The following is a 24,786-nucleotide window of genomic DNA, read 5'->3' as shown; positions in this document are numbered from 1 at the left end:
CTGTTGAACTGTCGGACGTGAGCCAATGATCCTGCCCGAGATCCACGAGTTCCTCGGTTGCCGTACCCCGGACGGCTGGATTCAGGCGGCGCTGGCCGACCAGGAAACCCTGCTGATCGACCACAAGAACTGCGAATTCAAGGCCGCCAGCACCGCGCTGAGCCTGATCGCCAAGTATCACTCCCATGTCGATCTGATCAACATGATGTCGCGTCTGGCCCGGGAAGAACTGGTGCATCACGAACAGGTCATGCGTTTGATGAAGAAGCGCAAGATTGATCTGCGCCAGTTGTCCGCCGGTCGTTATGCTTCGGGACTGCGCAAGGTGGTGCGCAGCCACGAGCCGGTGAAACTGGTGGATACCCTGGTGGTCGGGGCCTTTATCGAGGCGCGCAGTTGCGAGCGTTTCGAAGCGCTGGTGCCCCATCTCGACGAAGAGCTCGGCAAGTTTTACTTCGGCCTGCTGAAAAGCGAGGCCCGGCATTTCCAGGGTTACCTGAAGCTGGCCTATCAGTATGGCGATGCCAAGGACATTGCCCAGGTGATCGAGCGTGTACGTGCCGCCGAGCAGGAACTGATCGAGGCGCCGGACGTTGAATTCCGCTTCCACAGCGGTGTTCCGGCTGCGGCCTGAGGCGCGTCGAGTAACGTGTTAAAAACTCTTAAGAGTATGAAAGATCACCAAAAACCGGCTCCTGCAGCCGGTTTTTGCTGTCTGCCATCTGCGTCCCGCCAGAAATTGGCGGCATAATGCCGGCCCTTCCACTCAAGGCTGGGCAGACGGTCGTTATGGATAACCTGGGTTTTGGCAAAGTACTGCTGGTGGAGGACGACGAAAAGCTTTCCGGGCTGATCGCGCAATTCCTCACTCGGCACGGTTTTGAGGTGCGCCAGGTGCTGCGCGGCGATCTGGCGCTGTCGGCATTCCTCGAATTCCAGCCGAAAATCGTCGTGCTCGACCTGATGCTGCCCGGCCAGAGCGGCCTGCAGGTGTGCCGGGAAATTCGCGCGCTGGCCGACACCCCGATCGTCATCCTGACGGCCAAGGAAGACGACCTCGACCATATCCTCGGCCTTGAGTCTGGAGCCGACGACTACGTGATCAAGCCGATCAAGCCGCCGGTGCTGTTAGCGCGCCTGCGAGCTTTGCAGCGTCGCCAGGCACCGGAAAGTCCTGTGCGTGGCGCGTTGGAGTTCGGCACTCTGCAGATCGACCGCAGTTGCCGCGAAGTGCGCCTGGCCGGCGAGTTGGTCGAATTGACCACGATGGAGTTCGAGTTGCTCTGGTTGCTGGCCAGTGCCGCCGGTAAGACCCTGTCCCGGGACGATATCCTCAGTCGAATGCGCGGCATTGCCTTCGACGGCCTCAATCGCAGCGTCGATGTGTACATCAGCAAGCTGCGTGGCAAGCTCAACGACAACCCGCGCGAGCCGATGTGCATCAAGACCGTGTGGGGCAAGGGTTACCTGTTCAATCCATTCGCCTGGGAGCTCTAGATGCTGCGGTTATTCCTGGGGTTGTTCCTGGTGCTGGCGATTGGTCTGGTGGCGGCCCTCGAGGTGGTGGACCGGACCTTCACTGCGGTCCTGGACGACACGCTGAAAACCTACAACCGCGAGGCTGTGCGCGGCCAGGCCTATTCCCTGGTGGAACAGTTGCGCGCGCTGGATGGCCCGGGGCGTGAAGCGCAGTTGCTGGCGCTGCGACCGCACTACGGCTTGCGCCTGCAATTGCTGCAGTCGGCCGACCTGGACCTCAGCACCAGCGAAAAGGCCGAGCTGGCGAACAACCTGATGGTGGTCCGCGAGAAGTACACCCAGTTCATTTCGCGGATCGACGAGGGTGAGCAACTGTTGAGCATCCAGATGCCGGAGGAACCGAGCTGGACGAACATCTACATCATCCTCGCCTACACCATGCTCGGCGTGCTGCTGGGCATCGTCCTGTATTTCTGGGTTCGTCCGCACTGGCGCGACCTGGAAAAACTGCGCCTGGCCGCCCAGCGTTTTGGCGACAACGACCTGGCGGTGCGCATCCAGCTGTCGAAGCGCTCGAACATCCGCGACCTGGCCGAGCACTTCAACCAGATGGCGGCGCGTATCGAGGGTCTGATCGCCAACCAGCGCGAGCTGACCAACGCGGTATCCCACGAACTGCGCACGCCGATTGCCCGGCTGTCATTCGAGTTGGACCAGCTCAAGCAGCAACTCGACCCCGGCGCCGACAAAGCGCTGATCGCCGACATGTACGCCGACCTTGGCGAACTGGAAGAAATGGTTTCTGAGCTGCTGACCTACGCCAGCCTCGAGCGCGGCGCCACGGTGATCACCCGGGAAAACATCCAGGCCAGTCACTGGCTCGACAGCGTGGTCGGCAGCGTGGCGCTGGAAGCCGAGGCGGCCGGTGTGCAATTGCTGATCGTCGACTGTCAGCTTGAGCAGGTGCGCATCGAACCACGCTTCATGGCCCGCGCCGTGATCAACCTGCTGCGCAACGCCATTCGCTACGCCGAACAGCGGGTCGAGGTGTCGTTGGTGCGCAACGGCGATCATTACGAAGTGCGGGTCAACGACGATGGCCCCGGCGTGCCCGTCGAAGGCCGGGAGAAAATCTTCGAACCCTTCTCCCGCCTCGACGCCAGCCGCGACCGCCGCACCGGCGGCTTCGGCCTCGGCCTGGCGCTGGTCAGACGGGTTTCCCAGTCCCATGGCGGGCAGGTGGAAGTCGCGGAATCACCGTGGGGCGGGGCGTCGTTTCGGATGACGTGGGCGCATTTGGAGTGAAGGCGGGCAGGGCGGTGTGTCAGGCCTGCCGCCTTCGCTGGCAAGCCAGCTCCTACAGGGGGTGTTGCCATAGCACATCTCACACGGGAACAAGTATCCCGTCACCGGTCGCCACCAGCTTCAACTGATCGCCACTCTGCGCATACAACTCCGCCCTCGCGAACACTTGCTTTTTCCCCGCCTTGATCACCTTGCCCCGGGCGATAAACACCTCGCCAACCGCCGGCGCCAGGCAGTTCACCGAGAAGTGCGAGGCCAGGACGTTGCCGGCCACGGTACCGGCGGCAAAGCCGCAGGCGGTGTCGAGCAGGGCGGCGATCAGGCCGGCGTGGAGGAAGCCTGAGTACTGCGCCATGTCGGCCTCGCGAAAGGCCATGCTCAGTTCGGCCTCGCCGCTTTCGGCGCGGGTGACTTCGAAGCCGGCCCAGCGGTTGAAGGCCGAGGTCGAGTTGATCTGCTTGAGTGCGTTGAGCATGGTCTTTGTCCCTCCACTGGAAAAGCCGACCATGCGCCTGTCCACCCGCCGCGTCACCGTTGATAAGTAGCGGTGATACAACCCAGGCGAACGGATGAATAACCCGCGCTCGGGGTTATCACGATTTATTTAACTTTCCGTGAGGATTTGGCGATCAGCACGCCTGCATAGTTCTTCGCACACCCCCTGCGAGGAGCCGATCATGTCAGCCGTGCCTGCCGTACCCCGCGCATCCGGGCCCAGCCATCCACGCTGGCTGCGCCTGACCCATTGGCTGAATGCCCTGGCCGTGCTGCTGATGATTGGCAGCGGCTGGCGCATCTATAACGCCTCGCCCCTGTACGACTTCAGCTTCCCCAAGGCGATTACCCTCGGTGGCTGGTTGGGCGGGGCGTTGCAATGGCACTTCGCAGCGATGTGGCTGCTGGGTCTCAACGGCCTGCTGTACCTGCTGCTCAATGTCGCCAGCGGTCGCCTGTTCCGGCGTTTTTTTCCGGTCTCGCCCAGCGGCGTCGCCCATGACCTGTGGGCGGCCCTGCGCGGACGCCTCGGCCACGCCAACCTGAGCGTCTACAACCAGGTGCAACGCGTCGCCTACCTGTTCGTCATGCTCGACGTGGCGCTGCTGGTGATCTCCGGACTGGTCCTGTGGAAGTCGGTGCAGTTTCCCATCCTGCGGGAATTGCTCGGCGGTTACGACAGCGCGCGGCATGTGCACTTCATTGCCATGACCCTGTTGACCGGCTTCATCGCAGTGCATCTGTTGATGGTGGCGCTGGTCCCGAAAACCCTGTGGGCGATGCTCGTGGGCCGCAAGGAGTCCGTATGAACAAGCGCAATCCAGTAACCGGCCTGGACGAGCAATCGATCCTCACCGATGCCCGGAAAATCCTCGCCCCACAGATGCAGATAGAAGACCGTTCGCGGCGCTCGTTTCTGCTCAGGGGGCTGACCCTGGGTGGCGTGGCGATGCTTTCCGGATGCAGCCTGAGTGACAGCGACAGCGTCGAAACCGCGTTGTCGAGCATGTCGCGGTTCAACGATCGGGTGCAAGGCTGGTTGTTCAATCCGAATGCCATGGCGCCCACCTATCCGGCGTCGATGATTACCCGGCCATTTCCGTTCAACGCCTTCTACGGCATCGAGGACGCCCCGGTGGTGGTCGAGGCCGACTACCAACTGGAGGTCACCGGGCTGGTGGCCGACAAGCGCAGCTGGCGCCTGGACGAGTTACGGGCAATGGCCCAGGAAGAACAGATCACCCGGCACATCTGCGTCGAAGGCTGGAGTGCGATCGGCCGCTGGGGCGGAGTACGTTTCAGCGATTTCCTGCGGCGCATCGGCGCCGATACCGACGCTAAATACGTTGGTTTCAAATGCGCCGACGACTACTACACCAGCATCGACATGGCCACCGCCCTGCATGCGCAAACCCTGCTGGCCCTGATCTACGACGGTGCGGTTTTGCCGCGCGAATACGGCTTCCCGATGAAGCTGCGCATGCCGACCAAGCTCGGCTACAAGAACCCCAAGCATATTCAGGCGATTTTCGTCAGCAACACCTACAGCGGCGGCTACTGGGAAGACCAGGGCTACAACTGGTTCGGTGGCAGTTGACGACTGCTGCACTACAACACCGCGCAGCGTCCGCTGCGTTCATTCGATGAAGGAGTTCCACCATGAAAAAGTTCACTACTGCTGCTCTGTCCTTGTGCCTGGTTCTGGGCGTCGCCAGCGTGTACGCCGCCGATACCATGAGCAATGACAGCATGAGCAAAGATGCAATGAGTAAGGACGCGATGAAGAAGGATTCGATGTCCAAGGAGTCGATGAGTAAGGATGGGATGAAAAAGGACGCGATGTCCAAGGATTCCATGAGCAAGGACGGGATGAAGAAAGACGCGATGTCCAAGGACGGGATGAAGAAGGATGCGATGTCGCAGTAACTCTTTCGGTTGCACTGGAGTGCTGTTCCTGTGGGAGCGAGCCTGCTCGCGAAGGGCGTCAACGATAATGCGGACATCCTGAATGCACGCGGTGTCCTTGGATCCTTCGCGAGCAGGCTCGCTCCCACAGGTGCTAACAACATCAACTAGTCATCGATCGCTCATACGCCTGCGTCATCACCCCCCACGTCTGCCCATCCGCCGGAATCAGATGTTCGATGCGCAGCGAGGTCAGGGTGATGTCCTGAGGCATGCCGAAGGTGGTGAAGGTCGAGAGGAAATTCAGCTCGCCTTGTGGCGAATCCAGCCGGGTCAACATCAGCGGTGGTAGTTCGCTGGTGAGGGGCGTGTGACTGTTGGGCGGCGGCAGGTTCTGCAGCAGTTCGGCCAACCCCGGATTACCCAAGGCTTCGCGGCTTGCACGCTGCCAGGCCACGCTACGAATCTCATCGGCATTGAGCAAGTGATCGCCAAGACCACCCGGCTTGAGCAGCGTCTCCAGCAAATTTAGACCCTGAGTCGCCTCCACTGGCAACCCCAACACATCGAACAGCACCGCAGTACTAGCGTTGGCGCCGAGTACCTGCCACTGACTGCCCAGTACAATCGCCGGTGCCGGGTTGTTGGCGTGCAGCACGTGGGCCAGGGCGTCACGCACCACGTCCATCGCCGGAGAAGTCAGCGGCGTGGTTTCATAGCGCGGCGCATAGCCGGCGGCTAGGAACACTTGGTTGCACTGCACCAGCGGCGCCTCCAGGGCTGTCAGCAGATTATGCAGCGTGCCAGGGCTGGGCGTGGCGCGACCGGTTTCGATGCAACTCAAGTGCCGCTGGGAAATCCCGCTGATCAACGCCAGGTCGAGCTGGCTGAGGCTGGCCTGGCGGCGCAACTGGCGCAGTTGCATGCCGGTGCTGGTCGAGGGTGTGGTGCGGGGGAAGGGGCGGCTGCTCATGCGTCGACTCTGACAGGGCGAAAGGAAGGCGTCCATGACCTCACAGGTCATTGCTGGCGTCGCGACCATAGCACTAACGTGGCCGGGTCAGTCACACCTGTCGCTGTCCAAGGAGGACCGCATGCACCGACCCTACCTGGCCCTTGCCGCGCTGCTGGGCTTTTCCCTGTACACCGCCTGGTCCCTGTTGATCGCCGAGCAATCGCTGCTCGCGTTCGGCCTCGATCTGCTGTCCCGTCCGGACACCGCCCAAGTGGTCATCGACCTCTATCTACTCGCCGCCATGGCTGCGGTCTGGATGTATCGCGATGCGCGCCGCAAAGGCCGCTCGACCCTCAGTGTGCTGCCGTACCTGCTGATTACTGCGATCTTCGTCTCCATCGGCCCGCTGCTGTACATCGTGGTCAACGGCTTCAGCACAGACAGCAGGGGCCGGGCATGAGCAGCACCTTGTCGATCTACGCCCTGTGCGTACTGGTGCTGTGTCTGAAGATGCTGGCGATCTCCTGTTATCAGGGTTTCCACCGCTTGCGCCACCTGGCTTTCAGCAACCCCGAGGACGCCGGCTTTTTCCGCCGTGCCGCCAACGCCGAGGAACTGCCGGTCGTGCGCCGTGCTGCCAGGGCCTGGAGTAATGATCTGGAAAATATTCCGCTGTTCTTCGTACTCGGCGGCTTGTGTGTGGCCTTGCACACTGCCTGGCTGCCGACCGTGACGGGCTTCTGCCTGTTCACCGTGGCGCGGGTGCTGCACACGCTGATGTACCTTAGCGCCCGGCAACCGTGGCGGACCCTGACCTATGCCGTGGGACTGGCCAGTCTGTTACAGCTGGCGGTGCTGATTGCCCTGCAACTCACCGGAACATCAGCTTGATCTATAGACTCACCGAGACTACATTTGATTCTATAGATTCAAGTAGAGCCGTCGATCATGAGCCTCGCGCAACCTTTACCCGCCTTCAGCAAACAGCAGTGTGTGACCGGTTTGCGCGCTGCGGTGGCGATCCTCGATAAGTGGGAAGCCAGCAGCGAGCAGGCCTGTCGCATCCTGCGCATTTCCCGCAGCACCTACACCCGCGCCCGGCAGCGCGATCCGGCCTGGACCGTCGCCCTGGATGCCGACCAGATGCAGCGCATCAGTTTTGTCCTGAACATCCACGCCGCCCTGCGCCTGGTGTTTGACAACCCGCAGAACGTCTACGGTTTCGTCGCGTTGGCCAACCACAACGAGTTCTTCAACGGCCGCAGTCCGCTGGAGATCATGGCCCAGGGCGACATGATTTCCCTCTACGAAACCTACCGGCGTATCGATGTGCTGCGGGGCGGGTTGTGGTGAGTGCGCAGCGTCTGCCGACGCTCAAAGGCGAATCGCTGCAGGCCTATCGGCTGGTCAATTCGAAGTTTCCGCCGATCGCTTTGTTCGATGACGTCGCCGACGCCGATGAGTTCGAACTGCTCTATCAGATCCAGGCGCTGACCAATCCACGGCTGCAAAACGAAGTTGGCCAACTTGAATTGATTCGCCGCAGCGAGATCCCCTTCGGCATCCCCGGTTGTTCTTACGCCATCGCGCCCTTTACCCATGTCAATCCGGCGGGCTCGCGCTTCAGCGATGGGCGTTTCGGGGTGCTGTACCTGGCCGATTCGATGCCGACTGCGCTGGCCGAGGTGCGCTATCACCAGAACCAGTATTGGTCGAAAGTGCCGGGCCTGGGCTTCGAGCGCTTTGTTTTTCGTGGGCTGTCCTGCAGCTTCAGCCAGGCGCAGATGCAGGACGCGACGCCGCTGCCGCTGACCGATCCGATCTACGCACCGGACGACTACAGCCAGGCTCAAATCTTCGGCAAGGCGGCCAGGGACGCGGTCAGCCCCGGTTTTCGCTACCACTCGGTACGCCTGCCGGGCAGCCACTGCTGGGCGCTGTTGACGCCAAAACCGGTGACCTCGATGGTGCAGACCGAGCATTACGAGATGATCTGGAACGGCCAGATCACCAGCGTCAACCGCTTCACCCAAACCCCCACGTTCAAGGAATGAATATGCCGCTGACTGCCGAAGGCCTGATCGAACTGGCTATGGAAAACCCGCTGAATGAGCAGGTCTTTTCGCGCTTGCCGGCATTGGGTTTGAACCAATGCATGCTGACTGCGGGTTGCCTGTTCCAGGCCGTGTGGAACCATCAGGCGCAACAGCCGCCAGCGTGGGGCGTGAAGGATTACGATGTGTTCTACTTCGATGAGGACACGTCCTGGGAAGCCGAAAACGCGGTGATCGAGACCGCCGGCAAGCTGTTCCACGACCTCGACGCGAAGATCGATTTCAAGAACCAGGCGCGGGTTCATCTCTGGTACAAACAGCGCTTCAATCATTCGTACCCGCAACTGCAATCAACTCGCGACGGCGTCGATCGCTACCTGATCGCCGGCACGTGTATTGGCCTCGATGTGAACAGTGGCGAACTCTATGCGCCCTTTGGCCTGGAAGACACCGAGCTGGGTCTGTTGCGCATCAATCCGATCAATCCCGAACCGAAGCTGTTCCAGCAAAAGGCCGCCAGTTACCAGGCGCGCTGGCCTTGGCTGAAGATCATCGAACCTTAAATCCACGGTGTCAGCAGCATCACCGCCACGGGCAGGGCGATCGCCGCGAGCAAGGTTTGACTGGCAATGATCCCGGCCATCAAGGGCGCATCGCCGCCCAATTGACGGGCCATGATGTACGAAGACGAGGCAGTGGGCAGGGCCTGAAACAGCAGGGCGGTGATGGCGGCCGGGCCTTGCAGTCCGGCGAGGTGGCAGGCGAGCAGCGTCACCGTCGGCATGATCAGGAACTTGCACACCGACGACCAGGCCAGCGGCCGCATCCAGCTGCGCACCGAGCCCAGATCCAGTGCCGCGCCGACACAAAGCAGACCCAACGGCAGCGAAGCCTGACCCAGCGCCTTGATCATCGGTTCGAGACCCACCGGTAAACCCAGGCCCAGCGCCTGCAACAAGATCCCGCCAAAACAGGCCAGCACCAAAGGGTTGAGGGCTACTTGCCGGGCCACCTGACGCGCCGGCATCCGTCCACCGGCGCCGTAGCGGGCGAACACCAATACGCAGAGGATATTCACGGTCGGCACGATGGCCGCGTTGGCCACCGCCGCCAAGGCAATACCCTGGGCGCCGAACAGGCCGGCCGCCGCCGAGACGCCGACGTAGTTGTTGAAGCGCACACCGCCCTGGAACACTGAGGTAAATGCCGGATCGTTGCCTTTGAGCAAGGGACGGACGCCCACCAGCAGCGCGGCGACTGTCACCGTCGAAAACACCAGCACGCCGATCATGCCTTGCACCGGCACGTCTTGCAGTTTGGCCGTGGCCAGGCTGTGCAGGAACAGCGCGGGCAGCAGCACGTAATAGCCCAGGCGCTCGGCCTGGGCCCAGAACGAGTCGGCGAGAAACGCGCTGTGCTTAAGCCAGGCGCCAAGCCCGATCAGCAGGGCGATGGGCACCAGGGCGAGCAGCAACTGGGCGGTCATCGATGCAGCTCGATCAAGGGTTGATGAGCAGGGAGGATTGAGCAGGGCATGGCGCCTTCCAACAAGGTGGGGATGGGCCTTACGATAAGAACTGTGAACGCAAAAGAAAAACGATTAAAAATTCACTGACCAACAAGTTTTTCTCATCGATCGTCAGTCTGCACCTGCTCCTGGATCACCTGCGCCAGGGCGGCCGCCAGTCTGGCGTGCGGGCGGTCTTCGCGCTCCAGCAGGACCACGCGGCGCAGGCGTTGCGGTGAGCCGAAGGGCTGCAATGCCAGCTCGCCGAGCTGTTCGAGATTGCGCCTGGATAACGGCAGTACCGCCACCCCAAGGCCCTGGGTGACCATCTGGATGATCGCCTCCTGGCTGTCCAGTTCCATGCTGGTCTGCACCCGCAGGTGCAGCCGGCGCAGTTCGCGCTCGATGGTGCGCCCGGCCCAGGCGCGGCGATCGAAGCGAATGAACGGCTGCTGCTCCAGCAGTTGCCGGGCATCCTGTCCGGCAAAGGCGGCGGGCGCGACGATCCAGAAGCCTTCTTCGTACAGCGGGGTGCTGACCAGGCCATAGGGATGGGGTTTGACCGGTTCGGTGGTGACGGCTACATCCAGTTCGCCGGCCTCGACCCGGGTCGCCAGTTCCGCCGACATGCCCGAGTTGACAGTGATGCGCAGGTGCGGATGCCGGGTGCCCAAGGCAACCAGCGCCGGGGGCAGCACGCTGGCCAGTGCGGTCTGGATGACGCCAATCTTCAGCCGGCCGCGCAGTTCATTGTCGCCGCCAATCTCCACCGCGATGCCGTCGTACAGCGCGAGGATTTCCCGCGCCCGCTCCACCGCCACATGACCGGCGTCGGTCAGCACCGGCAGGCGCCGCGAGCGATCGAAGAGTGCGGCGTTGAAGGTTTCTTCGAGGGTCTTGATCTGCAGGCTGACCGCCGACTGGGTCAGGTGCACGCTCTGCGCCGCCTGGGCGAACGAGCCGTGTTGAGCGATGGCCAGCAAGGTACGAAGGGCGCGAATCGACATAGGGGCACGGCTGCTCAGTGAGGGGTAGGGCCGATAGTGCCAGACCCCGGCATTTGAAACCTACAGACGTGGGTAAAATCCATTACATTACGCCGCTTGTTTCGGGCTTTCGGTGGGTGTGATGGAGAAAAACGTGGATCGTCACCATATCAGTACAAAACTCACGATGCTGGGGCGCAATCCCGAAGAGCAGGCCGGGTTCGTCAACGCCCCGGTCTATCGCGGCTCGACCATCGTCTACGGTTCGCTCGATGACCTGGAACATCGCCGGGCGCGCTTTTCCTACGGCACCGCCGGTTCGCCGACCATCGAAAACCTCGAAAACGCCTGGACCCAACTGACCGGTGCGGCGGGAACGGTGATGTCGCCGTCCGGGTTGGGAGCGATTGCCCTGGCGTTGTTCGCCACCACCCGTGCCGGTGATCACGTGCTGGTGACCGACAGCGTCTACCGACCGGCGCGCAACTTCTGCGACAACCTGCTGGCGCGCTATGGCGTGGAAGTCAGCTATTACGATCCGATGATCGGCGTCGGTATCGAGTCGCTGATCAAGGCCAATACCCGGGTGATCTTCATGGAAGCGCCGGGCTCGCAAAGCTTCGAAGTGCAGGACGTGCCGGCCATCGTCGCCGTGGCGCGTCGGCACCAGATCAAGACCATCCTCGACAACACCTGGGCCACGCCGTTGTTCTTTCAGGCCCATGCCCATGGCGTGGATATTTCCGTAGAAGCAGGCACCAAGTACCTTGGCGGCCATTCCGATCTGCTACTGGGCATGGTCTCGGCCAACGCTGAAAACTGGCCGGCCTTGCGCCGTACCTACGATGCCATGGCCATGCTGCCCGGCGCCGAAGACTGCTTCCTCGCCTTGCGCGGCTTGCGCACCCTGCACCTGCGTTTGAAAGAAGCCGAAGCCCGTGCGCTGCAGATTGCCCAATGGCTGGCGGCGCGACCGGAGGTGGACCGGGTGCTGCACCCGGCATTCGCCGACTGCCCCGGTCATGAATTCTGGAAGCGCGATTTCACCGGCTCTTCGGGGCTGTTTTCCATCGTGCTCAACGCGCATTACACAAGAGCGGACGTGGCGCGGATGCTCGATCACATGGCGATTTTCGGCATGGGCTTTTCCTGGGGCGGCTTTGAAAGCCTGATCATCCCGTTCAACTGTGCCGACTACCGCACCGCGACCCAATGGCAACCGGGTGTCTACAGCCTGCGCCTGCAAATCGGCCTGGAAGATGTGCAGGACCTGATTGTCGACTTGGAAAACGGCTTTGCCCGATTGAATCTGGCGTCTTGCTCCCTGTAGGCCTGGCTTGCCCGCGAAGGCGGCCTGGCAGACAACTTATGTCGACTGTTCGGGCTTCTTCGCTGGCGTCTTGCTCCTACACGTTTGTGGTTGATCACAAGAACAGCATCCACCGCAAAACTGTGGAGCGAGCCTGCTCGGGAAAAACCTCAACGATAACGCTCGCTTGCTGAATAGACACGGCACTCACCGCGCTCTCGAAATCACCTCACTCATGTACTGATTCAAATCCCGAAAATCCTTAACACTCCAGGCATGTGGCGCGATCTTCACGCCATTCTCTTGCAAGGTTTTCGGAATTAGGTTTCCGTTCGGTCTGAGAATGACCGACGAAACAATAACCCCTGGATACTCATTGAGCCGTTTCTTGAAGGCAGGTGTTGTCAGGTCGGGTGTAGGAGGGGTGCTTTTCCTGGCCAGTGGGCCTGTTGCCTTGATATCGGCTCCATGGCACATGGCGCATCTTTGCGTGAACAGGTTTTTCCCGTTGATGTTTTCGGCCAAGGACAGGCTTGATTGAGTGATGAGTGTCAGGCCGGTTAAAGCCAGCAACGATGTTTTTAGTAATGTGCGCAGTGGCTTTGAGGAAAAGATAATCGATGGAGACGGGGTTGAAGCTGGGTTGTTAATCATGCCAATCCATTGAGCATTTTAGTTATTGAATTCCATGAGTGCGGTTGCACCCAGGGTCGCAATTTCACATCTGATTCTGGATGTGTCAATTGCCAGGGGTGCATTCAATTAGGGGACTATTGCCGCCCCCCCGAAAAGCTCTCCGCAACCCTTCAATAACCTCCCCAATCGAAGGCCCTTCCACCGCCGGTGGCGTCGGACTCTCACCAAACTCGCGCCAGATAAACAACGTCAACTCCGCCCCATCAGTCAGCGGCTGGCCATCGGCGATCGAGCCGAAAGTCTGCAGCGCGCGATAACGCTGGTCCTTCCAGAACAGCGCCTCGACCCAGGCATAAACCGGAATGAAATGAAAATGAATCGCAAACCCCGGCTCATGACCAAAACGACTGATATACAGCCACTTCGGCTTCAGCTGGCTTTCCAGGATGTTCTGGGTCCGGGCCAGCAGACCACCCAGCTCAGCCAGGGCGTCGGCGGGCAGGTCGCTGAGTGACTGGACAGGGACTTTTGAGCCAAGCATCAGATAACCAGGCAACGCGGACCCCATATGATGATTGAGGATCCAGTGAGCGGTCTCATGAATGATGAAGCGAGGCGGGATATCCATTCATTCGATCCCCTGTGTAACCAGATCAAGGCGATAATCGAGCAGGCTGCCGTCTTCGCGATCGAGCGCTTCACGCGTGAACCCGCAGCGTTCCAACACTTTCGCCGAGCCAAGGTTGCTGGCGTACACGCTGGCCACCAGTTCGCGCAATTTCCATTGGGTCTGCGCAACCCGTATCAGGTGCTCCAGCGCCCGTGTCGCCAGACCTTGGCCGCAGGCCTCCTCGGCGATCCGGTAGCCGACTTCGGCACGAAATCCGGCGCGGTCGATGTCCTTAAGATTGGCCCGGCCGATGATCCGGCCCTGCGGGTCTTCGATGACAAAGGGGTGCCAGTTGCCGGTGGCAAAGCCATTCAGAAAGGCGCTGATGTGCGTGGTGATGCCCTGCACCGAGTAGAACGCCGAGCCACGGGAGTCGATGTGGCGCTCGAACCAATCACGGTTTTCCAGCTCGAACGCCAGCAGCGCCTCGACGTCATCAGCTTGCAGCGTGCGAATGTTGATGGCCTTCATGAGCTGAGCACCACGCCGGCGGGCAGGGCACGCAGGAACCCGGCAATCTCGTCGCGGTTGCGCAAGTGGACCACCGGAACCTGCGGCGCGACCGCCAGTCGCACCGCGTCGATACCGGGACGAGTCACGCGATCGAAGTGCCAGACGTAGTGCAGGAACTTGAGGAACTCACGGTCGAGTTTTTCGCTGCAACCGTCCGGCTTATCCGCCCGTGGCCGGTTCAACACGCTGCGCAGGATGACCCGGCGCATGCAGGCGTGGCGCGGGGTGTCGAGCCAGATGATCAGGTCGGCGGCGGGCAGGCGCAGGTCGAAAGTCTTGCGCGAGTAGTTGCCTTCACAGACCCAGGCGTCGCCGGCCACGGCCTCGCGCACGCGCTGGCGAAACAGTGTGGTGTTGGCTTCGACCCAGTCGGGTTCCCAGAACAGTCGGTCCAGATGCACCACCGGCACGCCCAGGCGCTGGCCGAGGGCGCGGGCCAATGTGGACTTGCCGCTGCCAGAGTTGCCCAGTATCACGATGCGTTGCATAAGCAGATCCCTTGCTCAAAACCGGCGAGTCTAAAGCATCTGCCCGACCGCCTGCGACTTGGGTCGTAGTGCGTTTGGCCCAAGCCCATTTTCTTTGGTCGCGAATCCTTGGTTAACGTTGGACGCCGGTTCACCCGGCTGCAATGCTTCGGACTCGCCCACGGAAAAGGAGTTCAGCCATGCTCGGTGTTTACGCTCAGTACAGCCAGCACTACATCACCACCCTGATGATCGTCACCACGCTGTTTTTTGCCTTGCCGATCTTTCTCGCGCCGATTGCCTGGGCGCGGATGATGGGCTGGACCATTCCCGAGCACCAGCACCTGGCAATCTACTTTGGCCGCTGCCTGGGGGCGTTCATTCTGGTGGTGGAAGTCACCATGCTGCGCTCGTCCACCACCGGCACCAGTTTCAGCTACGCCTTCGACATCCTTTTCGTGGTGTTCAGCCTGATGTTCGTGGTGCACGTCTACGGCGCGCTTAAACGTATCCAGCCGCTCAGCGAAACCCTGGAGATCGGCTTCTGGGCCGTGCTTTTGGTGCTGAATGTGCTGTTTTATCCCGCCACGACCATCACCCTCTAGGGCACCGGGTACAGGGTCTAGAATGAACGGGTCATTCCTTGATTGAGGAGCTTTGATATGGCCCGTAAAAACACGATCTGCCTGTGGTACGACAGCAACGCCCTGGAAGCCGCGACCTTCTACGCCAAGACCTTTGCCGACAGTGAAGTGCTCGCGGTGCACCGGGCGCCGGGGGATTACCCCTCGGGCAAACAGGGCGATGTGCTGACCGTCGAATTCACCGTGATGGGCATCCCCTGTCTGGGCCTGAACGGCGGGCCGGCGTTCAAGCACAGCGAGGCGTTTTCGTTCCAGGTGGCGACCGACGACCAGGCCGAGACGGACCGCCTGTGGCACGCGATCATCGACAACGGCGGGGCGCCCAGCGAGTGTGGCTGGTGCAAGGACAAGTGGGGGCTGTCGTGGCAGATCACCCCGCGGATGCTGATGGCGGCGATCAGCGATCCCGACCCGGCGGCGGCCCAGCGAGCCTTCAACGCGATGATGACCATGAGCAAGATCGACATCGCCACCATCGAGGCCGCGCTCAAGGGCGCAGTTGCACGCGAGGACTATACTTAATCAGTGTTGCCAGCGCTGTGGCGCGTACTCCACAGCCCTTTGACTCTCAGTACGCCAGGTCGAGCGACGGAGGGTTTTGTCATGAAGAACCACACCTTGCAGCATTTGTCCCAGGACCTGGGCATGGCGGTCCACGATACCTGGACCACCACCCGGGTGAAGTCGGCGCTGGCCATGGCCGATAAGGCGCTGAGCCTGCAGATCCACGTCAAGACCCACGCCGGCACGGTCACCTTGAGCGGCCGGGTCATGACCCATCGCCAATGCGAACGGGCCATCGAACTGGCCCGTAGCGTCCCTGGCGTCATGGCAGTCGATGCCCGGGACCTGCTGACCCACGTGTTCCATCCCGGCGACCTGCCCCAGGCGCCCGATGCCGAGGAAGCCAGCGAGTATCGCTCGCCGTTGTCGGGCAAGCAGGATGATCACTGACCGGCTGACCACCCCGAGCGGCGACGCGGCGATGTGCCACGCTCAGGATTTCGCGGTCTTCTTCAACCGATAAGCCAGCGCCGGCCGGGTCAAACCCAACAGGCGCGCGGCTTCTGAAACGTTCTGCTGGCTGCGTTGCATCGCGGCCTGGATCAGTGCGTCTTCTACCGAATCGAGGCTGATGCCGCTGCCGACGATCTGCTCGATCCAGCCGTTGGCGCTGCCTGGCAGGGATTCCACCAGGCGGCCGTCACTGGTCACGCTGATGCTTTCGAGCAATTCCGGGGAGTGGGGGAAGAGGGCGTCGACGGCGATGCTCTGGTTTTCGTCGGTGATGATCACCCCGCGTTCCATCAGGTTTTCCAGTTCGCGGATGTTGCCCGGCCAGGGATAGTTCAGACAGACCTCCAGCGCCCGGTCGGAGAGGCCGAGGGTTTTTTTGTTGTAGCTGGCGTGGAGCTTTTCCAGGAAGTGTTCGATCAGCAGCGGGATGTCCTCGCGGCGCTCGCGCAGGGCCGGGATGCGCACTGGAAAGACGTTCAGGCGATAGAACAGGTCCGCGCGGAAACGTCCCTCGCGCACGGCTGTTTCCAGGTCTTCATGGGTGGCGGCAATCACCCGCACGTTGACCTGGCGGGTCTGCGAATCGCCGACCCGTTCCAGCTCCTGTTCCTGTAGAACTCGCAGCAGGGAGGCCTGGGCGCGTGGGGTGAGTTCGATGATTTCATCGAGGAACAGAGTGCCGCCGTTGGCCCGTTCGAAGCGGCCCATGCGCGACTGTTGGGCGCCGGTGTAGGCACCTTTTTCCACGCCGAACAGCTCGGCCTCGATCAGGTCGGCGGGGATCGCCGCGCAGTTCAGGGCGATGAACGGGCCGCCGGCGCGTTCGCTGCGCAAGTGCAGGCTGCGGGCGATGACTTCCTTGCCGACCCCGGTCTCGCCCAGCAGCAACACCGAAGCTTTGCCGGCAGCCACCTTGTCGATCAGGCCGCAGGTCTTGCGGTAGATCGCCGACTGGCCGATGCCGTAGAACTTGCCGGCCTCGAGCTGCAGGCGCTGGCGCATGTTCGCCACCTGCACCTGCAGCGCCTGCAACTCATCGATGATCGGGTCGCTCTGGAAGTAGCGCATGATCTCGTCGGCGTCCTCCCACTGTTCCGCCGGCTTGCCGATGATCCGGCACTGCGCGTCGCCGCAGCCACGGCAACTGACTTCCTTGTAGATGATCTGCCGGCCGAGGAAAAACGAGCTGTAGCTGATGGCATAGCCGAGCAACATCCAGCACACCGGCTGCTCGGAATGCAGGTTTTCACTGTGGCAGTTCTCCACTTCGAAGGAGTCCTGCCATTCGATGTCGGCATAGAACTGGCCGTTTTCCAGGTCGATGTCGATGGCTTGCGGACGCACATTGACCATGCCCTTGAGCGAGTGCAATTGCGGGCCGGTGAAGAACATCTCGACGTCACTGCCGTGGGGCCTCAGCTTGCGCGCCAGCTCGGCGTCCTTGAGCCCGGACTGGTAGCCGAGGCGCAGGAAAAAGCCCTTGGCGCGTTCGACGCCGAGCATCTCGATCAGCTCGCGGCGACACGAAGCCATCATCGAGACCTGAACCAGCAACATGCGCTGCTCGTCGAGCCAGATCTTGCCCTCTGTCCCTAGAAAGCGAACCTGGTCGGTCAGGTCCTTGAGCGCGGGCGGGCGCTGCGAGGCCTTGTAAGTGGTGATCATGCAGGTGCGCCCCTGATTGTAGTTATGTGGGGTTTGACGCGTTCCGCCCAGGCGGTGGCGGAGGTTTTTTATCAGTCCCCACGAGCGGTTTTTTACACCATGGCGAGCTCGGGTTTCCTTTTTCTAAGGCGCCTGAAAGCGCGCCGAAAGTCAATCTCGGCGTCATTGCTCATTTGCTCAATCGACCGGTCGCGGGTTGAGCAAATGATCAAATCCAGCGGGCCGGTGGCCGGGCTGTCAGACGTCAAGGAAGTCGAAGGTTTCAGTTAACTATCTGTTTCTAAACAATTAATTTCAAAAAATAAGACCTTGGCACCCTTGTTGCTCTAGCCCCTGGTACCTCACCTGGGAGTTTTCGAGCATGACTGACACCGGCACCCCCTTCGACCAACTGCCGCGCTACGTCCGGGTACGCAGCGAGCCGGACGCGACCTTTGTCGAATTCGATTTCGCCATCGGCTACCCGGAGTTGTTCGTCGAGCTCGTGCTGCCCCGGCAGGCCTTCGAGCAGTTTTGCCAACACAACCACGTTCGGCACATGGATGCCGCCATGGCCCAGGCCGTGGACGACGACATGCACAAGTGGCGTTACGGCGACAGCCAATAACAACAACAGGACGCAAGCGATGAACATCGAAATCAAGACCACCAGCGTCGAGCCGATCCGGCACACGTTCAGCCACACCCGTCGGCGCTTCGGCGACAAACCGGCGAGCCGTTACCAGGAAGCCAGTTTCGACCTCGAATCGGCGCGCAATTTTCACTACCGCCCGCTGTGGCAGCCGGACAAGTTGCTCAACGATCCGAGCCGTACCGCCGTGGTCATGGCCGACTGGTATACGGTCAGCGACCCGCGCCAGTTCTACTACGGCCCCTATGTGCAGACCCGGGCGAAGATGCAGGAGAACGCCGAACACGACTTCGTATTCTGCGAGAAACGCAACCTGCTGGCTGGCCTCGACCCGCACAGCCGCGAGCAGATCGCCCGCCTGCTGTTGCCGCTGCGCCACGCCGAGATGGGCGCCAACATGAACAACAGCGGGATCGCCGCTGATGGCTTCGGCACCAGCGTGACCCAGATGCACATGTTCCACGCCATGGACCGCCTGGCGATCGCCCAGTACCTGTCGCGCATCGGCCTGATGCTGGAAGACGACGGCTTGGCGCTGCTGGCCCAGGCCAAACAGCAATGGCTCGAAGACCCGGCCTGGCAGGGCGTGCGCCGTTACGTTGAAGACAGCCTGGTGATCAAGGACTGGTTTGAACTGACCCTGGCGCAGAACCTGGTCAGCGACGGCCTCTTGTACCCGCTGCTGTTCGGCAAATTCGACGAACAACTGAGCGCCGCCGGCCACGGCCAGGTCGGCATGCTCACCGAGTTCATGCGCCTGTGGTTCGGCGAAACCCAGCGTTGGGTCGACGCCCTGGTCAAGACCGTGGCGGCAGAAAGCCCGGCCAACCGCGAGTTGCTCGAACGCTGGATCGCCACCTGGCGCGGCCGCGCCCTTGAAGCCTTGGCGCCGCTGGCAGCCATCGGTCCGGGTCACGAGGCCCTGCAAGCCGTGGACAACGAGTTCGGCGCCCGCCTGAAAAAGCTCGGCCTGACAGGAGCAGCAGCATGACCTCCCTCGTCTACATCGCCTTCCAGGACAACGACAACGCGCGCTACATCGTCGAAGCCATCACCGAGGACAACCCCCATGCCGAGGTCCAGTACCAGCCGGCGATGATCCGCGTGCAGGCCGAGCAACGCCTTGAAATCCAGCGCGCCACGGTCGAGGAAAAAATCGGCCGGACCTGGGACGTGCAGGAAATGCTGATCGACGTCATCACCCTGGGCGGCAACGTCGAGGAAGACGAGGACAGCTTCACCCTGCACTGGAACTGACTCTACAACGACAAGAATAGGAGTGCCGCCACCATGGCCGCGAAACGCCTGAACCAGAAAGAAAAATACCGCTGCATGACCCGCGACCTGGGCTGGGAGCCGAGCTACCAGAGCAAGGAAGACATCTTCCCCTACGAGCGCTTCGAGGGGATCAAGATCACCGACTGGGATAAGTGGGAAGACCCGTTCCGCCTGACCATGGATGCCTACTGGAAGTACCAGGCTGAGAAGGAGAAAAAGCTCTACGCGATCCTCGACGCCTTCTCGCAGAACAATGGCCACACCAACATCTCCGATGCCCGTTATGTCAACGCGCTGAAGCTGTTCCTCTCCGGCGTCACACCATTGGAATATCAGGCCTACCAGGGGTTTGCCCGGGTCGGCCGGCACTTCGGCGGCGCCGGCGCGCGGGTGGCGTGCCAGATGCAGGCGATCGACGAACTGCGCCATGTGCAGACCCAGATCCACGCCATGAGTCATTACAACAAGCACTTCAACGGCCTGCACGACTTCGCCCACATGCACGACCGCGTGTGGTTTCTTTCGGTGCCCAAGTCGTTCTTCGAGGACGCCCGCAGTGCCGGGCCGTTTGAATTTCTCACGGCAATTTCGTTCTCGTTCGAGTACGTGCTGACCAACCTGCTGTTCGTACCGTTCATGTCCGGCGCCGCGTTCAACGGCGACATGGCCACGGTCACCTTCGGTTTCTCGGCGCAGTCCGATGAGGCCCGGCACATGACCCTCGGCCTGGAAGTGATCAAGTTCATGCTCGAACAGCATGAGGACAACGTGCCGATCATCCAGCGCTGGATCGACAAGTGGTTCTGGCGCGGCTACCGCCTGCTGACCCTGGTCGGGATGATGATGGACTACATGCTGCCGAACAAAGTCATGTCCTGGGCCGAGGCCTGGAAAGTCTATTTCGAAGACGCCGGCGGCGCGCTGTTCAAGGACCTGGAACGTTATGGCATCCGTCCGCCGAAGTACGTCGAGCAGGCGCAGATCGGCAAGGATCACATCAGCCACCAGGCCTGGTCGATCTTCTACCAGTACAGCCAGGCCACCAACTTCCACACCTGGATGCCCACCGACGAAGAGTTGGACTGGCTGTCGGCCAAGTACCCGGACACCTTCGACGCGGTCTATCGGCCGCGCTACGAACACTGGCGTGCCTTGCAGGAGAAGGGCGAGCGTTTCTACAACCCGAGCCTGCCGATGCTGTGCCAGATCTGCCAGATCCCGCTGGCGTTCACCGAGCCGGACGACCCGACCACCCTCAGCCATCGCAGCCATGAGCACGAGGGCGAGCGCTACCACTTCTGCTCCGACGGCTGCTGCGAGATTTTCCAGTACGAGCCCATGAAGTACATCCAGGCCTGGCTGCCGGTGCACCAGATCCTCCAGGGCAACTGCGGCGGTGCCGACGTCGAGGCGGTGGTGCGCGACTACTACAACATCAACCCCGGGCAGGACAATTTCGAATACCAGGACTCGCCCGAGCATCAGCGCTGGCAAGCCTGGCACCCGCAGACCAAGGCCCCGGCCTGACGGAACGCCGCCTGCGTGGCGGCTTCCCCTCCACCGACAATAACAAGGAAAATTCATCATGCCCGTGACTGCCATTGGCGCGTACAGCGCCCAACCGCTGGACAGCCAGCAACACTTCAACGGCGCGCAACTGGTGTACCTGGGCTGGGACCGGCACCTGATGTTCTGCGCACCCTTTACTTTCCCGTTGCCGCCGGACATGGCCTTCGCCGACTTCCTCGAGCAGGTGGTCAAGCCAGCCATCGCCCCGCACCCGGAGGCCCGTCAGGTGAACTTCGCCGAGGCCCGCTGGCGCCTCGACGGCCAGCCGTTCACCCCCGAGCTGCAGCTGAGCCTGATCGCCAACGGCATTGCTCACAAGAGCCTGCTCAACCTGGTCACCCCCGGCCTGAATGGGCTGGCCGGCAGCAGCAACTGAGGACAGGATCATGAGCTATCTGGTAACCATCGAACCCACCGGCGAGCAGATTGAAGTGTCGCCGGGCCAGACCATTCTCCAGGCTGCGTTGCGCCAGGGCGTGTGGCTGCCGTTTGCCTGCGGCCACGGCACCTGCGCCACCTGCAAGGTCCAGGTGCTGGAAGGCGAGGTCGATATCGGCGCCGCCTCGACCTTTGCCCTGATGGACATGGAGCGCGAGGAGGGCAAGATCCTCGCCTGTTGCGCCATGCCCACCAGCGATCTGGTGATCGAGGCCGACATCGACGTCGATCCGGATTTCCAGGCTTTTCCGGTGGAGGACTATCGCGCGGTGGTCAGCCAACTGGTCGACCTGTCGCCAACCATCAAGGGCGTGCACCTCAAGCTGGATCGGCCCATGGCGTTCCAGGCCGGGCAATACATCAACCTGCAATTGCCGGGCATCGAGGGCACCCGGGCGTTCTCCCTGGCCAATCCGCCGAGCCGGGCCGACGAGCTGGAGTTGCATGTGCGGCTGGTGGAGGGCGGGTTGGTCACCGGGCATATCCATCAGGCGCTCAAGGTCGGCGACGGGCTGGAATTGTCGGGGCCGTATGGGCAGTTCTTCGTGCGCGGCTCGCAACCGGGCGGGTTGATTTTCATCGCTGGCGGTTCGGGGCTGTCCAGCCCGCAGTCGATGATTGTCGATTTGCTGGAGCAGGGCGATGAGCGGCCGATGGTGCTGTTCCAGGGCGCGCGCAATCGCGCCGAACTGTACAACCACGGATTGTTCGAGGAACTCGCGCTGCGCCACAGCAACTTCCGCTATGTGCCGGCCCTGAGCCAGGCCGCGGATGACGAGGCTTGGCAGGGCTTTCGCGGCTACGTGCACGATGCGGCGAAACAGCACTTCGACGCCCGCTTCAGCGCCAACAAGGCCTACCTGTGCGGGCCGCCGCCAATGATCGACGCGGCGATCACCTGCCTGATGCAGGGCCGGCTGTTCGAGCGCGACATCTTCATGGAGCGCTTCTACAGCGCCGCCGATGGCGCCGCTGATGGACAACGTTCGGCCCTGTTCAAACGCATCTGAAAAGTCTTTACCACCGATAACAACAATAAAGGTTGAACCATGATTCGCAGACCGCAAAACACTCTTCTCAGCGCTGTCGCCTTGATCGGCCTCGGCGCGAGCCTGCCCGGTGTGAGCCAGGCCACCGAAGGCGGTGGCACTTCCTACCCTTTGGGTGCCGAGAACTATATGTCGGGGGCCATGCCGCCACCGGGCGTCTATGGGCAGTTGTTCGTCAATCACTACGAGGCCGACAACCTGCGCGGCAACGATGGCGACAAGCTGCCGGTGGATTTTCGCGTGCGCGCCAACGCGATCACCCCACGGCTGATCTGGGTCAGCGACTACAGCCTGTTCGGCGCCAGCGTCGCACTGCATGCCATCGTGCCGCTGGTGGACCTCAAGGTCGAACTCAATGGCCAGTCGCAAAGCAAGCAGGGCCTGGGGGATATCATCTTCGGCCCGGCGTTGGGTTTTCATCACAGCGAGAAATTCCACAGCACCCTCGCCTTGGACATGATCGCCCCCAGTGGTCGCTACGACCGCGATGACCTGGCCAATACCGGGCGCAATTACTGGGTGATCGAGCCGGTCTATGCCATGTCCTATATCGATCCGAACGGGCTGAACCTCGACGCCAAGCTGATGTACGACTTCAATCGCGAAAACCCGGCGACCGACTACCGCTCCGGGCAGGAGTTCCATGTCGACTACGCCCTGGGTTGGGGGCTGGGCAATGGCTGGGTGCTGGGCATCGGCGGTTATTACTACCGCCAGACCACCGACGACCGCCAGGATGGCGAACGGATTGCCGACAACAAAGGCAGGGCGCTGGCCATCGGCCCTTCGGTCAAATACAGCGGCACCAACGGCTGGTTCGTCACCGCCAAGTGGGAGCAGGAAACCCAGGTGCGCAACCGGGCGCAGGGGGATGCGTATTGGGTGAAGCTGACGGTGCCGTTCTAGGCGTGACAACCATTGCCGACAACCTGTAGGAGCGAGCCTGCTCGCGATGACGGCGGCACATCCATAACTCCTGAGACTGACACACCGCTATCGCGAGCAGGCTCGCTCCTACAAGGGGTGAGGGGGATTACAAGATTCGGCCACAAGTGGACGTCCCCGCCGCGCCTGTGGCATGGTCGCGTGATAAAAATATCTAACAGCGGTCGAGGTTGCGGCAATGGCGGTGGGTGAGGCGGGTGCGGCGCAGATATCGATGGCAACGCTTGCGGCGTTCAATCGCTGTCTTTTGCAGTTGGCGCGGGTGGCTCGTGAGCGAGGCGGGTCGCATTTCATCGCCGAGGGCTTGCAGGAATTTCGCCAGTTGGTGCCGTTCGCCTCTGCCTGGTGGGGCGAAATGTCGGCCTCGGACGCCAGCGCGCCGCCACTGAACTGGATGCACGGGCGCATTGATCTGCCGGACTCCTTTGTCAGCGAATGGCGCGAGGTGGCGGGGCTCGACTGTTTCGCCCATGACAGCTTTACCCGTCTGGGCGAGGTCATGCGCGACAGCGAGTTCACCGACCCCAACGAACCGGTCAACGTATTCGCCCGACGCCATGACCTTTACCACCTGATGAACATCACCTTCGAACTGCCGGAAAGCGGTTTGTATTTCTTCGTCTGCCTGTACCGGGGCGTCGACGGCGCGTTGTTCTGCGACCAGGACGCCGCCTTGTTCTCGGCGTTTTGCGAGCACTTGCTGCAACTCTGGCGCTTCCAGGTACAGGACATGATCCGCCTCGACACCGGCGACGGCGCCAGCGATTTCGGCGTGGCACGCCAGGACGGCAGCCTGCTGTATGTGGGCGCGCGGCTGTGCGCGGCGATCGAACGGGAAGTGCCGGGCTGGAATGGCTCGCTGCTGCCGCCGGAAGTGATCGCGCAACTGCCCGCAGTGCCCTGCGTGATGCGCCTGGGACGTGTGGCCCTGACCCTGAGCCCGAATGCCGAGCACGTCATTCTGTCCCTCGAAGCACCCCCGCCCGGCGTGGTCCTGGCGCCCCGGGAACGCACGGCGGCGATGCTGTTTGCAGCCGGGCACTCGTACAAGGAAATCGCCAAAATCCTCACCCTGAGTCCGGCGACGGTGCGCACTTATTTGCGCAATTGCTATGTGCAGTTGGGGGTCAAGAGCAAGGTTGAGCTGGGCTCGGCGCTGCGCGGGAATTCCTGAAAACCGTCCCCCCCCTGTAGGAGCAGCCCGGGCTGCTCCTACAGTTCAGGTCTGTGTTGATCATCGATTTACCCCAGACCCTCCTCATCTGCAGA

At 61.7% G+C, this 24,786-nt stretch carries 32 protein-coding genes; 23 read left to right on the top strand and 9 right to left on the bottom strand.

What is annotated here, in order from left to right; genetic code table 11:
* Window positions 1-25: 25 nt before the first annotated feature.
* The 3 genes from KW062_RS18340 to KW062_RS18330 all read left to right on the top strand — a co-directional run bounded on the left by KW062_RS18340 (window position 26) and on the right by KW062_RS18330 (window position 2,784).
* Window positions 26-634, top strand: coding sequence for a tRNA-(ms[2]io[6]A)-hydroxylase (locus tag KW062_RS18340; RefSeq protein ID WP_027616216.1), 609 nt, complete (start codon window positions 26-28; stop codon window positions 632-634).
* 155 nt (window positions 635-789) lie between these two features.
* Entirely contained in the window at window positions 790-1,497 is a 708-nt protein-coding gene (locus KW062_RS18335) for a response regulator (protein WP_105754898.1), read from the top strand.
* On the top strand, window positions 1,498-2,784 hold the full coding sequence (locus KW062_RS18330; RefSeq protein WP_027616218.1) for an ATP-binding protein: 1,287 nt from the start codon (window positions 1,498-1,500) through the stop codon (window positions 2,782-2,784).
* Window positions 2,785-2,863: 79 nt separating this feature from the next.
* Here the strand turns inward: KW062_RS18330 and KW062_RS18325 are convergent, their stop codons facing one another.
* Window positions 2,864-3,259 carry a PaaI family thioesterase gene (locus tag KW062_RS18325; RefSeq protein WP_027616219.1) on the bottom strand — a complete coding sequence of 132 codons (396 nt, stop codon included), beginning with the start codon at window positions 3,257-3,259 and terminating at the stop codon, window positions 2,864-2,866.
* A 202-nt stretch (window positions 3,260-3,461) separates the two neighbouring features.
* Between KW062_RS18325 and KW062_RS18320 the strand changes: the two genes are divergently transcribed.
* From KW062_RS18320 to KW062_RS18310, 3 genes are all read left to right on the top strand, one after another.
* On the top strand, window positions 3,462-4,088 hold the full coding sequence (locus tag KW062_RS18320; protein WP_105754897.1) for a cytochrome b/b6 domain-containing protein: 627 nt from the start codon (window positions 3,462-3,464) through the stop codon (window positions 4,086-4,088).
* Window positions 4,089-4,162: 74 nt separating this feature from the next.
* Entirely contained in the window at window positions 4,163-4,876 is a 714-nt protein-coding gene (locus KW062_RS18315; RefSeq protein ID WP_256351140.1) for a molybdopterin-dependent oxidoreductase, read from the top strand.
* Between the two features lie 62 nt (window positions 4,877-4,938).
* Window positions 4,939-5,205, top strand: coding sequence for a pentapeptide MXKDX repeat protein (locus KW062_RS18310; protein WP_027616222.1), 267 nt, complete (start codon window positions 4,939-4,941; stop codon window positions 5,203-5,205).
* Window positions 5,206-5,347: 142 nt separating this feature from the next.
* Here KW062_RS18310 and KW062_RS18305 read toward each other — a convergent pair whose 3' ends face one another.
* Window positions 5,348-6,157, bottom strand: coding sequence for an MmyB family transcriptional regulator (locus KW062_RS18305; protein WP_105755930.1), 810 nt, complete (start codon window positions 6,155-6,157; stop codon window positions 5,348-5,350).
* Between the two features lie 121 nt (window positions 6,158-6,278).
* On the opposite strand from KW062_RS18305, the gene KW062_RS18300 reads away from it, so the two are divergent.
* From KW062_RS18300 to KW062_RS18280, 5 genes are read left to right on the top strand one after another with little or no spacing between them, the layout of a single operon-like run.
* Complete coding sequence (locus tag KW062_RS18300; RefSeq protein ID WP_027616224.1) at window positions 6,279-6,599, top strand: hypothetical protein; 321 nt, start codon at window positions 6,279-6,281, stop codon at window positions 6,597-6,599.
* Entirely contained in the window at window positions 6,596-7,030 is a 435-nt protein-coding gene (locus tag KW062_RS18295) for an MAPEG family protein (RefSeq protein WP_027616225.1), read from the top strand. Before KW062_RS18300 ends, KW062_RS18295 begins: the two co-directional genes overlap by 4 nt.
* 57 nt (window positions 7,031-7,087) lie before the next feature.
* Window positions 7,088-7,492: an antitoxin Xre-like helix-turn-helix domain-containing protein gene (locus KW062_RS18290; protein ID WP_027616226.1), complete on the top strand. Its 405-nt coding sequence runs from the start codon at window positions 7,088-7,090 to the stop codon at window positions 7,490-7,492.
* Window positions 7,486-8,193, top strand: a complete 708-nt coding sequence (locus KW062_RS18285; protein ID WP_105755931.1) for an RES family NAD+ phosphorylase — start codon at window positions 7,486-7,488, stop codon at window positions 8,191-8,193. The genes KW062_RS18290 and KW062_RS18285 overlap by 7 nt, the downstream gene beginning before the upstream one ends.
* Before the next feature lie 2 nt (window positions 8,194-8,195).
* Window positions 8,196-8,756: a nucleotidyltransferase family protein gene (locus tag KW062_RS18280; protein WP_105755932.1), complete on the top strand. Its 561-nt coding sequence runs from the start codon at window positions 8,196-8,198 to the stop codon at window positions 8,754-8,756.
* On the opposite strand, the gene KW062_RS18275 is transcribed toward KW062_RS18280, so the two are convergent.
* On the bottom strand, window positions 8,753-9,679 hold the full coding sequence (locus KW062_RS18275; RefSeq protein WP_105755933.1) for an AEC family transporter: 927 nt from the start codon (window positions 9,677-9,679) through the stop codon (window positions 8,753-8,755). The genes KW062_RS18280 and KW062_RS18275 overlap by 4 nt on opposite strands.
* 143 nt (window positions 9,680-9,822) lie before the next feature.
* On the bottom strand, window positions 9,823-10,707 hold the full coding sequence (locus tag KW062_RS18270; RefSeq protein ID WP_105755934.1) for a LysR substrate-binding domain-containing protein: 885 nt from the start codon (window positions 10,705-10,707) through the stop codon (window positions 9,823-9,825).
* Between the two features lie 133 nt (window positions 10,708-10,840).
* On the opposite strand from KW062_RS18270, the gene metC reads away from it, so the two are divergent.
* A complete protein-coding gene (metC, locus tag KW062_RS18265; protein ID WP_256350811.1) occupies window positions 10,841-12,016 on the top strand; it encodes a cystathionine beta-lyase in 1,176 nt (391 codons plus the stop codon).
* 186 nt (window positions 12,017-12,202) lie between these two features.
* Here metC and KW062_RS18260 read toward each other — a convergent pair whose 3' ends face one another.
* From KW062_RS18260 to KW062_RS18245, 4 genes are all read right to left on the bottom strand, one after another.
* The gene (locus KW062_RS18260) at window positions 12,203-12,649 is read right to left on the bottom strand and encodes a c-type cytochrome (protein WP_081786270.1); all 447 of its coding nucleotides are present in this window, start codon (window positions 12,647-12,649) and stop codon (window positions 12,203-12,205) included.
* A gap of 85 nt (window positions 12,650-12,734) precedes the next feature.
* A complete protein-coding gene (locus tag KW062_RS18255) occupies window positions 12,735-13,259 on the bottom strand; it encodes an HIT family protein (protein ID WP_105755936.1) in 525 nt (174 codons plus the stop codon).
* Complete coding sequence (locus KW062_RS18250; protein ID WP_105755937.1) at window positions 13,260-13,772, bottom strand: GNAT family N-acetyltransferase; 513 nt, start codon at window positions 13,770-13,772, stop codon at window positions 13,260-13,262. It lies immediately after the preceding gene.
* Window positions 13,769-14,302: an AAA family ATPase gene (locus tag KW062_RS18245; RefSeq protein WP_027616233.1), complete on the bottom strand. Its 534-nt coding sequence runs from the start codon at window positions 14,300-14,302 to the stop codon at window positions 13,769-13,771. The genes KW062_RS18250 and KW062_RS18245 overlap by 4 nt, the downstream gene beginning before the upstream one ends.
* Before the next feature lie 179 nt (window positions 14,303-14,481).
* Between KW062_RS18245 and KW062_RS18240 the strand changes: the two genes are divergently transcribed.
* The 3 genes from KW062_RS18240 to KW062_RS18230 all read left to right on the top strand — a co-directional run bounded on the left by KW062_RS18240 (window position 14,482) and on the right by KW062_RS18230 (window position 15,879).
* On the top strand, window positions 14,482-14,886 hold the full coding sequence (locus KW062_RS18240) for a hypothetical protein (RefSeq protein ID WP_027616234.1): 405 nt from the start codon (window positions 14,482-14,484) through the stop codon (window positions 14,884-14,886).
* A gap of 57 nt (window positions 14,887-14,943) precedes the next feature.
* A complete protein-coding gene (locus KW062_RS18235) occupies window positions 14,944-15,447 on the top strand; it encodes a VOC family protein (RefSeq protein ID WP_027616235.1) in 504 nt (167 codons plus the stop codon).
* 81 nt (window positions 15,448-15,528) lie between these two features.
* Window positions 15,529-15,879: a BON domain-containing protein gene (locus tag KW062_RS18230; RefSeq protein WP_027616236.1), complete on the top strand. Its 351-nt coding sequence runs from the start codon at window positions 15,529-15,531 to the stop codon at window positions 15,877-15,879.
* 42 nt (window positions 15,880-15,921) lie between these two features.
* Here KW062_RS18230 and KW062_RS18225 read toward each other — a convergent pair whose 3' ends face one another.
* On the bottom strand, window positions 15,922-17,607 hold the full coding sequence (locus KW062_RS18225) for a sigma-54-dependent Fis family transcriptional regulator (protein WP_027616237.1): 1,686 nt from the start codon (window positions 17,605-17,607) through the stop codon (window positions 15,922-15,924).
* 361 nt (window positions 17,608-17,968) lie between these two features.
* Here KW062_RS18225 and KW062_RS18220 point away from each other — a divergent pair, with 361 nt between their 5' ends.
* The 8 genes from KW062_RS18220 to KW062_RS18185 all read left to right on the top strand — a co-directional run bounded on the left by KW062_RS18220 (window position 17,969) and on the right by KW062_RS18185 (window position 24,691).
* Window positions 17,969-18,214, top strand: a complete 246-nt coding sequence (locus KW062_RS18220) for a phenol hydroxylase subunit (RefSeq protein ID WP_027616239.1) — start codon at window positions 17,969-17,971, stop codon at window positions 18,212-18,214.
* 19 nt (window positions 18,215-18,233) lie between these two features.
* Window positions 18,234-19,229 (top strand): aromatic/alkene monooxygenase hydroxylase subunit beta, encoded by a 996-nt coding sequence (locus KW062_RS18215; RefSeq protein ID WP_105755939.1) that lies wholly within the window; start codon window positions 18,234-18,236, stop codon window positions 19,227-19,229.
* Complete coding sequence (locus KW062_RS18210) at window positions 19,226-19,495, top strand: MmoB/DmpM family protein (protein WP_027616241.1); 270 nt, start codon at window positions 19,226-19,228, stop codon at window positions 19,493-19,495. The genes KW062_RS18215 and KW062_RS18210 overlap by 4 nt, the downstream gene beginning before the upstream one ends.
* Before the next feature lie 33 nt (window positions 19,496-19,528).
* Window positions 19,529-21,043: an aromatic/alkene/methane monooxygenase hydroxylase/oxygenase subunit alpha gene (locus tag KW062_RS18205; RefSeq protein WP_027616242.1), complete on the top strand. Its 1,515-nt coding sequence runs from the start codon at window positions 19,529-19,531 to the stop codon at window positions 21,041-21,043.
* Window positions 21,044-21,101: 58 nt separating this feature from the next.
* Entirely contained in the window at window positions 21,102-21,461 is a 360-nt protein-coding gene (locus KW062_RS18200) for a phenol hydroxylase subunit P4 (RefSeq protein ID WP_105755940.1), read from the top strand.
* 10 nt (window positions 21,462-21,471) lie between these two features.
* Window positions 21,472-22,533, top strand: coding sequence for an NADH:ubiquinone reductase (Na(+)-transporting) subunit F (locus tag KW062_RS18195; RefSeq protein ID WP_105755941.1), 1,062 nt, complete (start codon window positions 21,472-21,474; stop codon window positions 22,531-22,533).
* Window positions 22,534-22,572: 39 nt separating this feature from the next.
* Window positions 22,573-23,478: a SphA family protein gene (locus KW062_RS18190; protein WP_105755942.1), complete on the top strand. Its 906-nt coding sequence runs from the start codon at window positions 22,573-22,575 to the stop codon at window positions 23,476-23,478.
* A 217-nt stretch (window positions 23,479-23,695) separates the two neighbouring features.
* Entirely contained in the window at window positions 23,696-24,691 is a 996-nt protein-coding gene (locus KW062_RS18185) for a helix-turn-helix transcriptional regulator (protein WP_027616246.1), read from the top strand.
* The last annotated feature ends 95 nt before the right edge of the window (window positions 24,692-24,786 follow it).

This window comes from Pseudomonas fluorescens, from assembly GCF_019212185.1.
Classification (GTDB): domain Bacteria; phylum Pseudomonadota; class Gammaproteobacteria; order Pseudomonadales; family Pseudomonadaceae; genus Aquipseudomonas.
Note: the sequence above shows the minus strand (reverse complement) of the source record. Positions and strands in the feature narration are given on the sequence as shown.

What these genes read in the sequence shown, in the direction of transcription:
- KW062_RS18340 (WP_027616216.1), top strand. Translation starts at nt 26, where the DNA reads ATGATCCTGCCCGAGATCCACGAGTTCCTCGGTTGCCGTACCCCGGAC.
- KW062_RS18335 (WP_105754898.1), top strand. Translation starts at nt 790, where the DNA reads ATGGATAACCTGGGTTTTGGCAAAGTACTGCTGGTGGAGGACGACGAA.
- KW062_RS18330 (WP_027616218.1), top strand. Translation starts at nt 1,498, where the DNA reads ATGCTGCGGTTATTCCTGGGGTTGTTCCTGGTGCTGGCGATTGGTCTG.
- KW062_RS18325 (WP_027616219.1), bottom strand. Translation starts at nt 3,259, where the DNA reads ATGCTCAACGCACTCAAGCAGATCAACTCGACCTCGGCCTTCAACCGC.
- KW062_RS18320 (WP_105754897.1), top strand. Translation starts at nt 3,462, where the DNA reads ATGTCAGCCGTGCCTGCCGTACCCCGCGCATCCGGGCCCAGCCATCCA.
- KW062_RS18315 (WP_256351140.1), top strand. Translation starts at nt 4,163, where the DNA reads ATGCAGATAGAAGACCGTTCGCGGCGCTCGTTTCTGCTCAGGGGGCTG.
- KW062_RS18310 (WP_027616222.1), top strand. Translation starts at nt 4,939, where the DNA reads ATGAAAAAGTTCACTACTGCTGCTCTGTCCTTGTGCCTGGTTCTGGGC.
- KW062_RS18305 (WP_105755930.1), bottom strand. Translation starts at nt 6,157, where the DNA reads ATGAGCAGCCGCCCCTTCCCCCGCACCACACCCTCGACCAGCACCGGC.
- KW062_RS18300 (WP_027616224.1), top strand. Translation starts at nt 6,279, where the DNA reads ATGCACCGACCCTACCTGGCCCTTGCCGCGCTGCTGGGCTTTTCCCTG.
- KW062_RS18295 (WP_027616225.1), top strand. Translation starts at nt 6,596, where the DNA reads ATGAGCAGCACCTTGTCGATCTACGCCCTGTGCGTACTGGTGCTGTGT.
- KW062_RS18290 (WP_027616226.1), top strand. Translation starts at nt 7,088, where the DNA reads ATGAGCCTCGCGCAACCTTTACCCGCCTTCAGCAAACAGCAGTGTGTG.
- KW062_RS18280 (WP_105755932.1), top strand. Translation starts at nt 8,196, where the DNA reads ATGCCGCTGACTGCCGAAGGCCTGATCGAACTGGCTATGGAAAACCCG.
- KW062_RS18275 (WP_105755933.1), bottom strand. Translation starts at nt 9,679, where the DNA reads ATGACCGCCCAGTTGCTGCTCGCCCTGGTGCCCATCGCCCTGCTGATC.
- KW062_RS18270 (WP_105755934.1), bottom strand. Translation starts at nt 10,707, where the DNA reads ATGTCGATTCGCGCCCTTCGTACCTTGCTGGCCATCGCTCAACACGGC.
- KW062_RS18260 (WP_081786270.1), bottom strand. Translation starts at nt 12,649, where the DNA reads ATGATTAACAACCCAGCTTCAACCCCGTCTCCATCGATTATCTTTTCC.
- KW062_RS18255 (WP_105755936.1), bottom strand. Translation starts at nt 13,259, where the DNA reads ATGGATATCCCGCCTCGCTTCATCATTCATGAGACCGCTCACTGGATC.
- KW062_RS18250 (WP_105755937.1), bottom strand. Translation starts at nt 13,772, where the DNA reads ATGAAGGCCATCAACATTCGCACGCTGCAAGCTGATGACGTCGAGGCG.
- KW062_RS18245 (WP_027616233.1), bottom strand. Translation starts at nt 14,302, where the DNA reads ATGCAACGCATCGTGATACTGGGCAACTCTGGCAGCGGCAAGTCCACA.
- KW062_RS18240 (WP_027616234.1), top strand. Translation starts at nt 14,482, where the DNA reads ATGCTCGGTGTTTACGCTCAGTACAGCCAGCACTACATCACCACCCTG.
- KW062_RS18235 (WP_027616235.1), top strand. Translation starts at nt 14,944, where the DNA reads ATGGCCCGTAAAAACACGATCTGCCTGTGGTACGACAGCAACGCCCTG.
- KW062_RS18230 (WP_027616236.1), top strand. Translation starts at nt 15,529, where the DNA reads ATGAAGAACCACACCTTGCAGCATTTGTCCCAGGACCTGGGCATGGCG.
- KW062_RS18225 (WP_027616237.1), bottom strand. Translation starts at nt 17,607, where the DNA reads ATGATCACCACTTACAAGGCCTCGCAGCGCCCGCCCGCGCTCAAGGAC.
- KW062_RS18220 (WP_027616239.1), top strand. Translation starts at nt 17,969, where the DNA reads ATGACTGACACCGGCACCCCCTTCGACCAACTGCCGCGCTACGTCCGG.
- KW062_RS18215 (WP_105755939.1), top strand. Translation starts at nt 18,234, where the DNA reads ATGAACATCGAAATCAAGACCACCAGCGTCGAGCCGATCCGGCACACG.
- KW062_RS18210 (WP_027616241.1), top strand. Translation starts at nt 19,226, where the DNA reads ATGACCTCCCTCGTCTACATCGCCTTCCAGGACAACGACAACGCGCGC.
- KW062_RS18205 (WP_027616242.1), top strand. Translation starts at nt 19,529, where the DNA reads ATGGCCGCGAAACGCCTGAACCAGAAAGAAAAATACCGCTGCATGACC.
- KW062_RS18200 (WP_105755940.1), top strand. Translation starts at nt 21,102, where the DNA reads ATGCCCGTGACTGCCATTGGCGCGTACAGCGCCCAACCGCTGGACAGC.
- KW062_RS18195 (WP_105755941.1), top strand. Translation starts at nt 21,472, where the DNA reads ATGAGCTATCTGGTAACCATCGAACCCACCGGCGAGCAGATTGAAGTG.
- KW062_RS18190 (WP_105755942.1), top strand. Translation starts at nt 22,573, where the DNA reads ATGATTCGCAGACCGCAAAACACTCTTCTCAGCGCTGTCGCCTTGATC.
- KW062_RS18185 (WP_027616246.1), top strand. Translation starts at nt 23,696, where the DNA reads ATGGCGGTGGGTGAGGCGGGTGCGGCGCAGATATCGATGGCAACGCTT.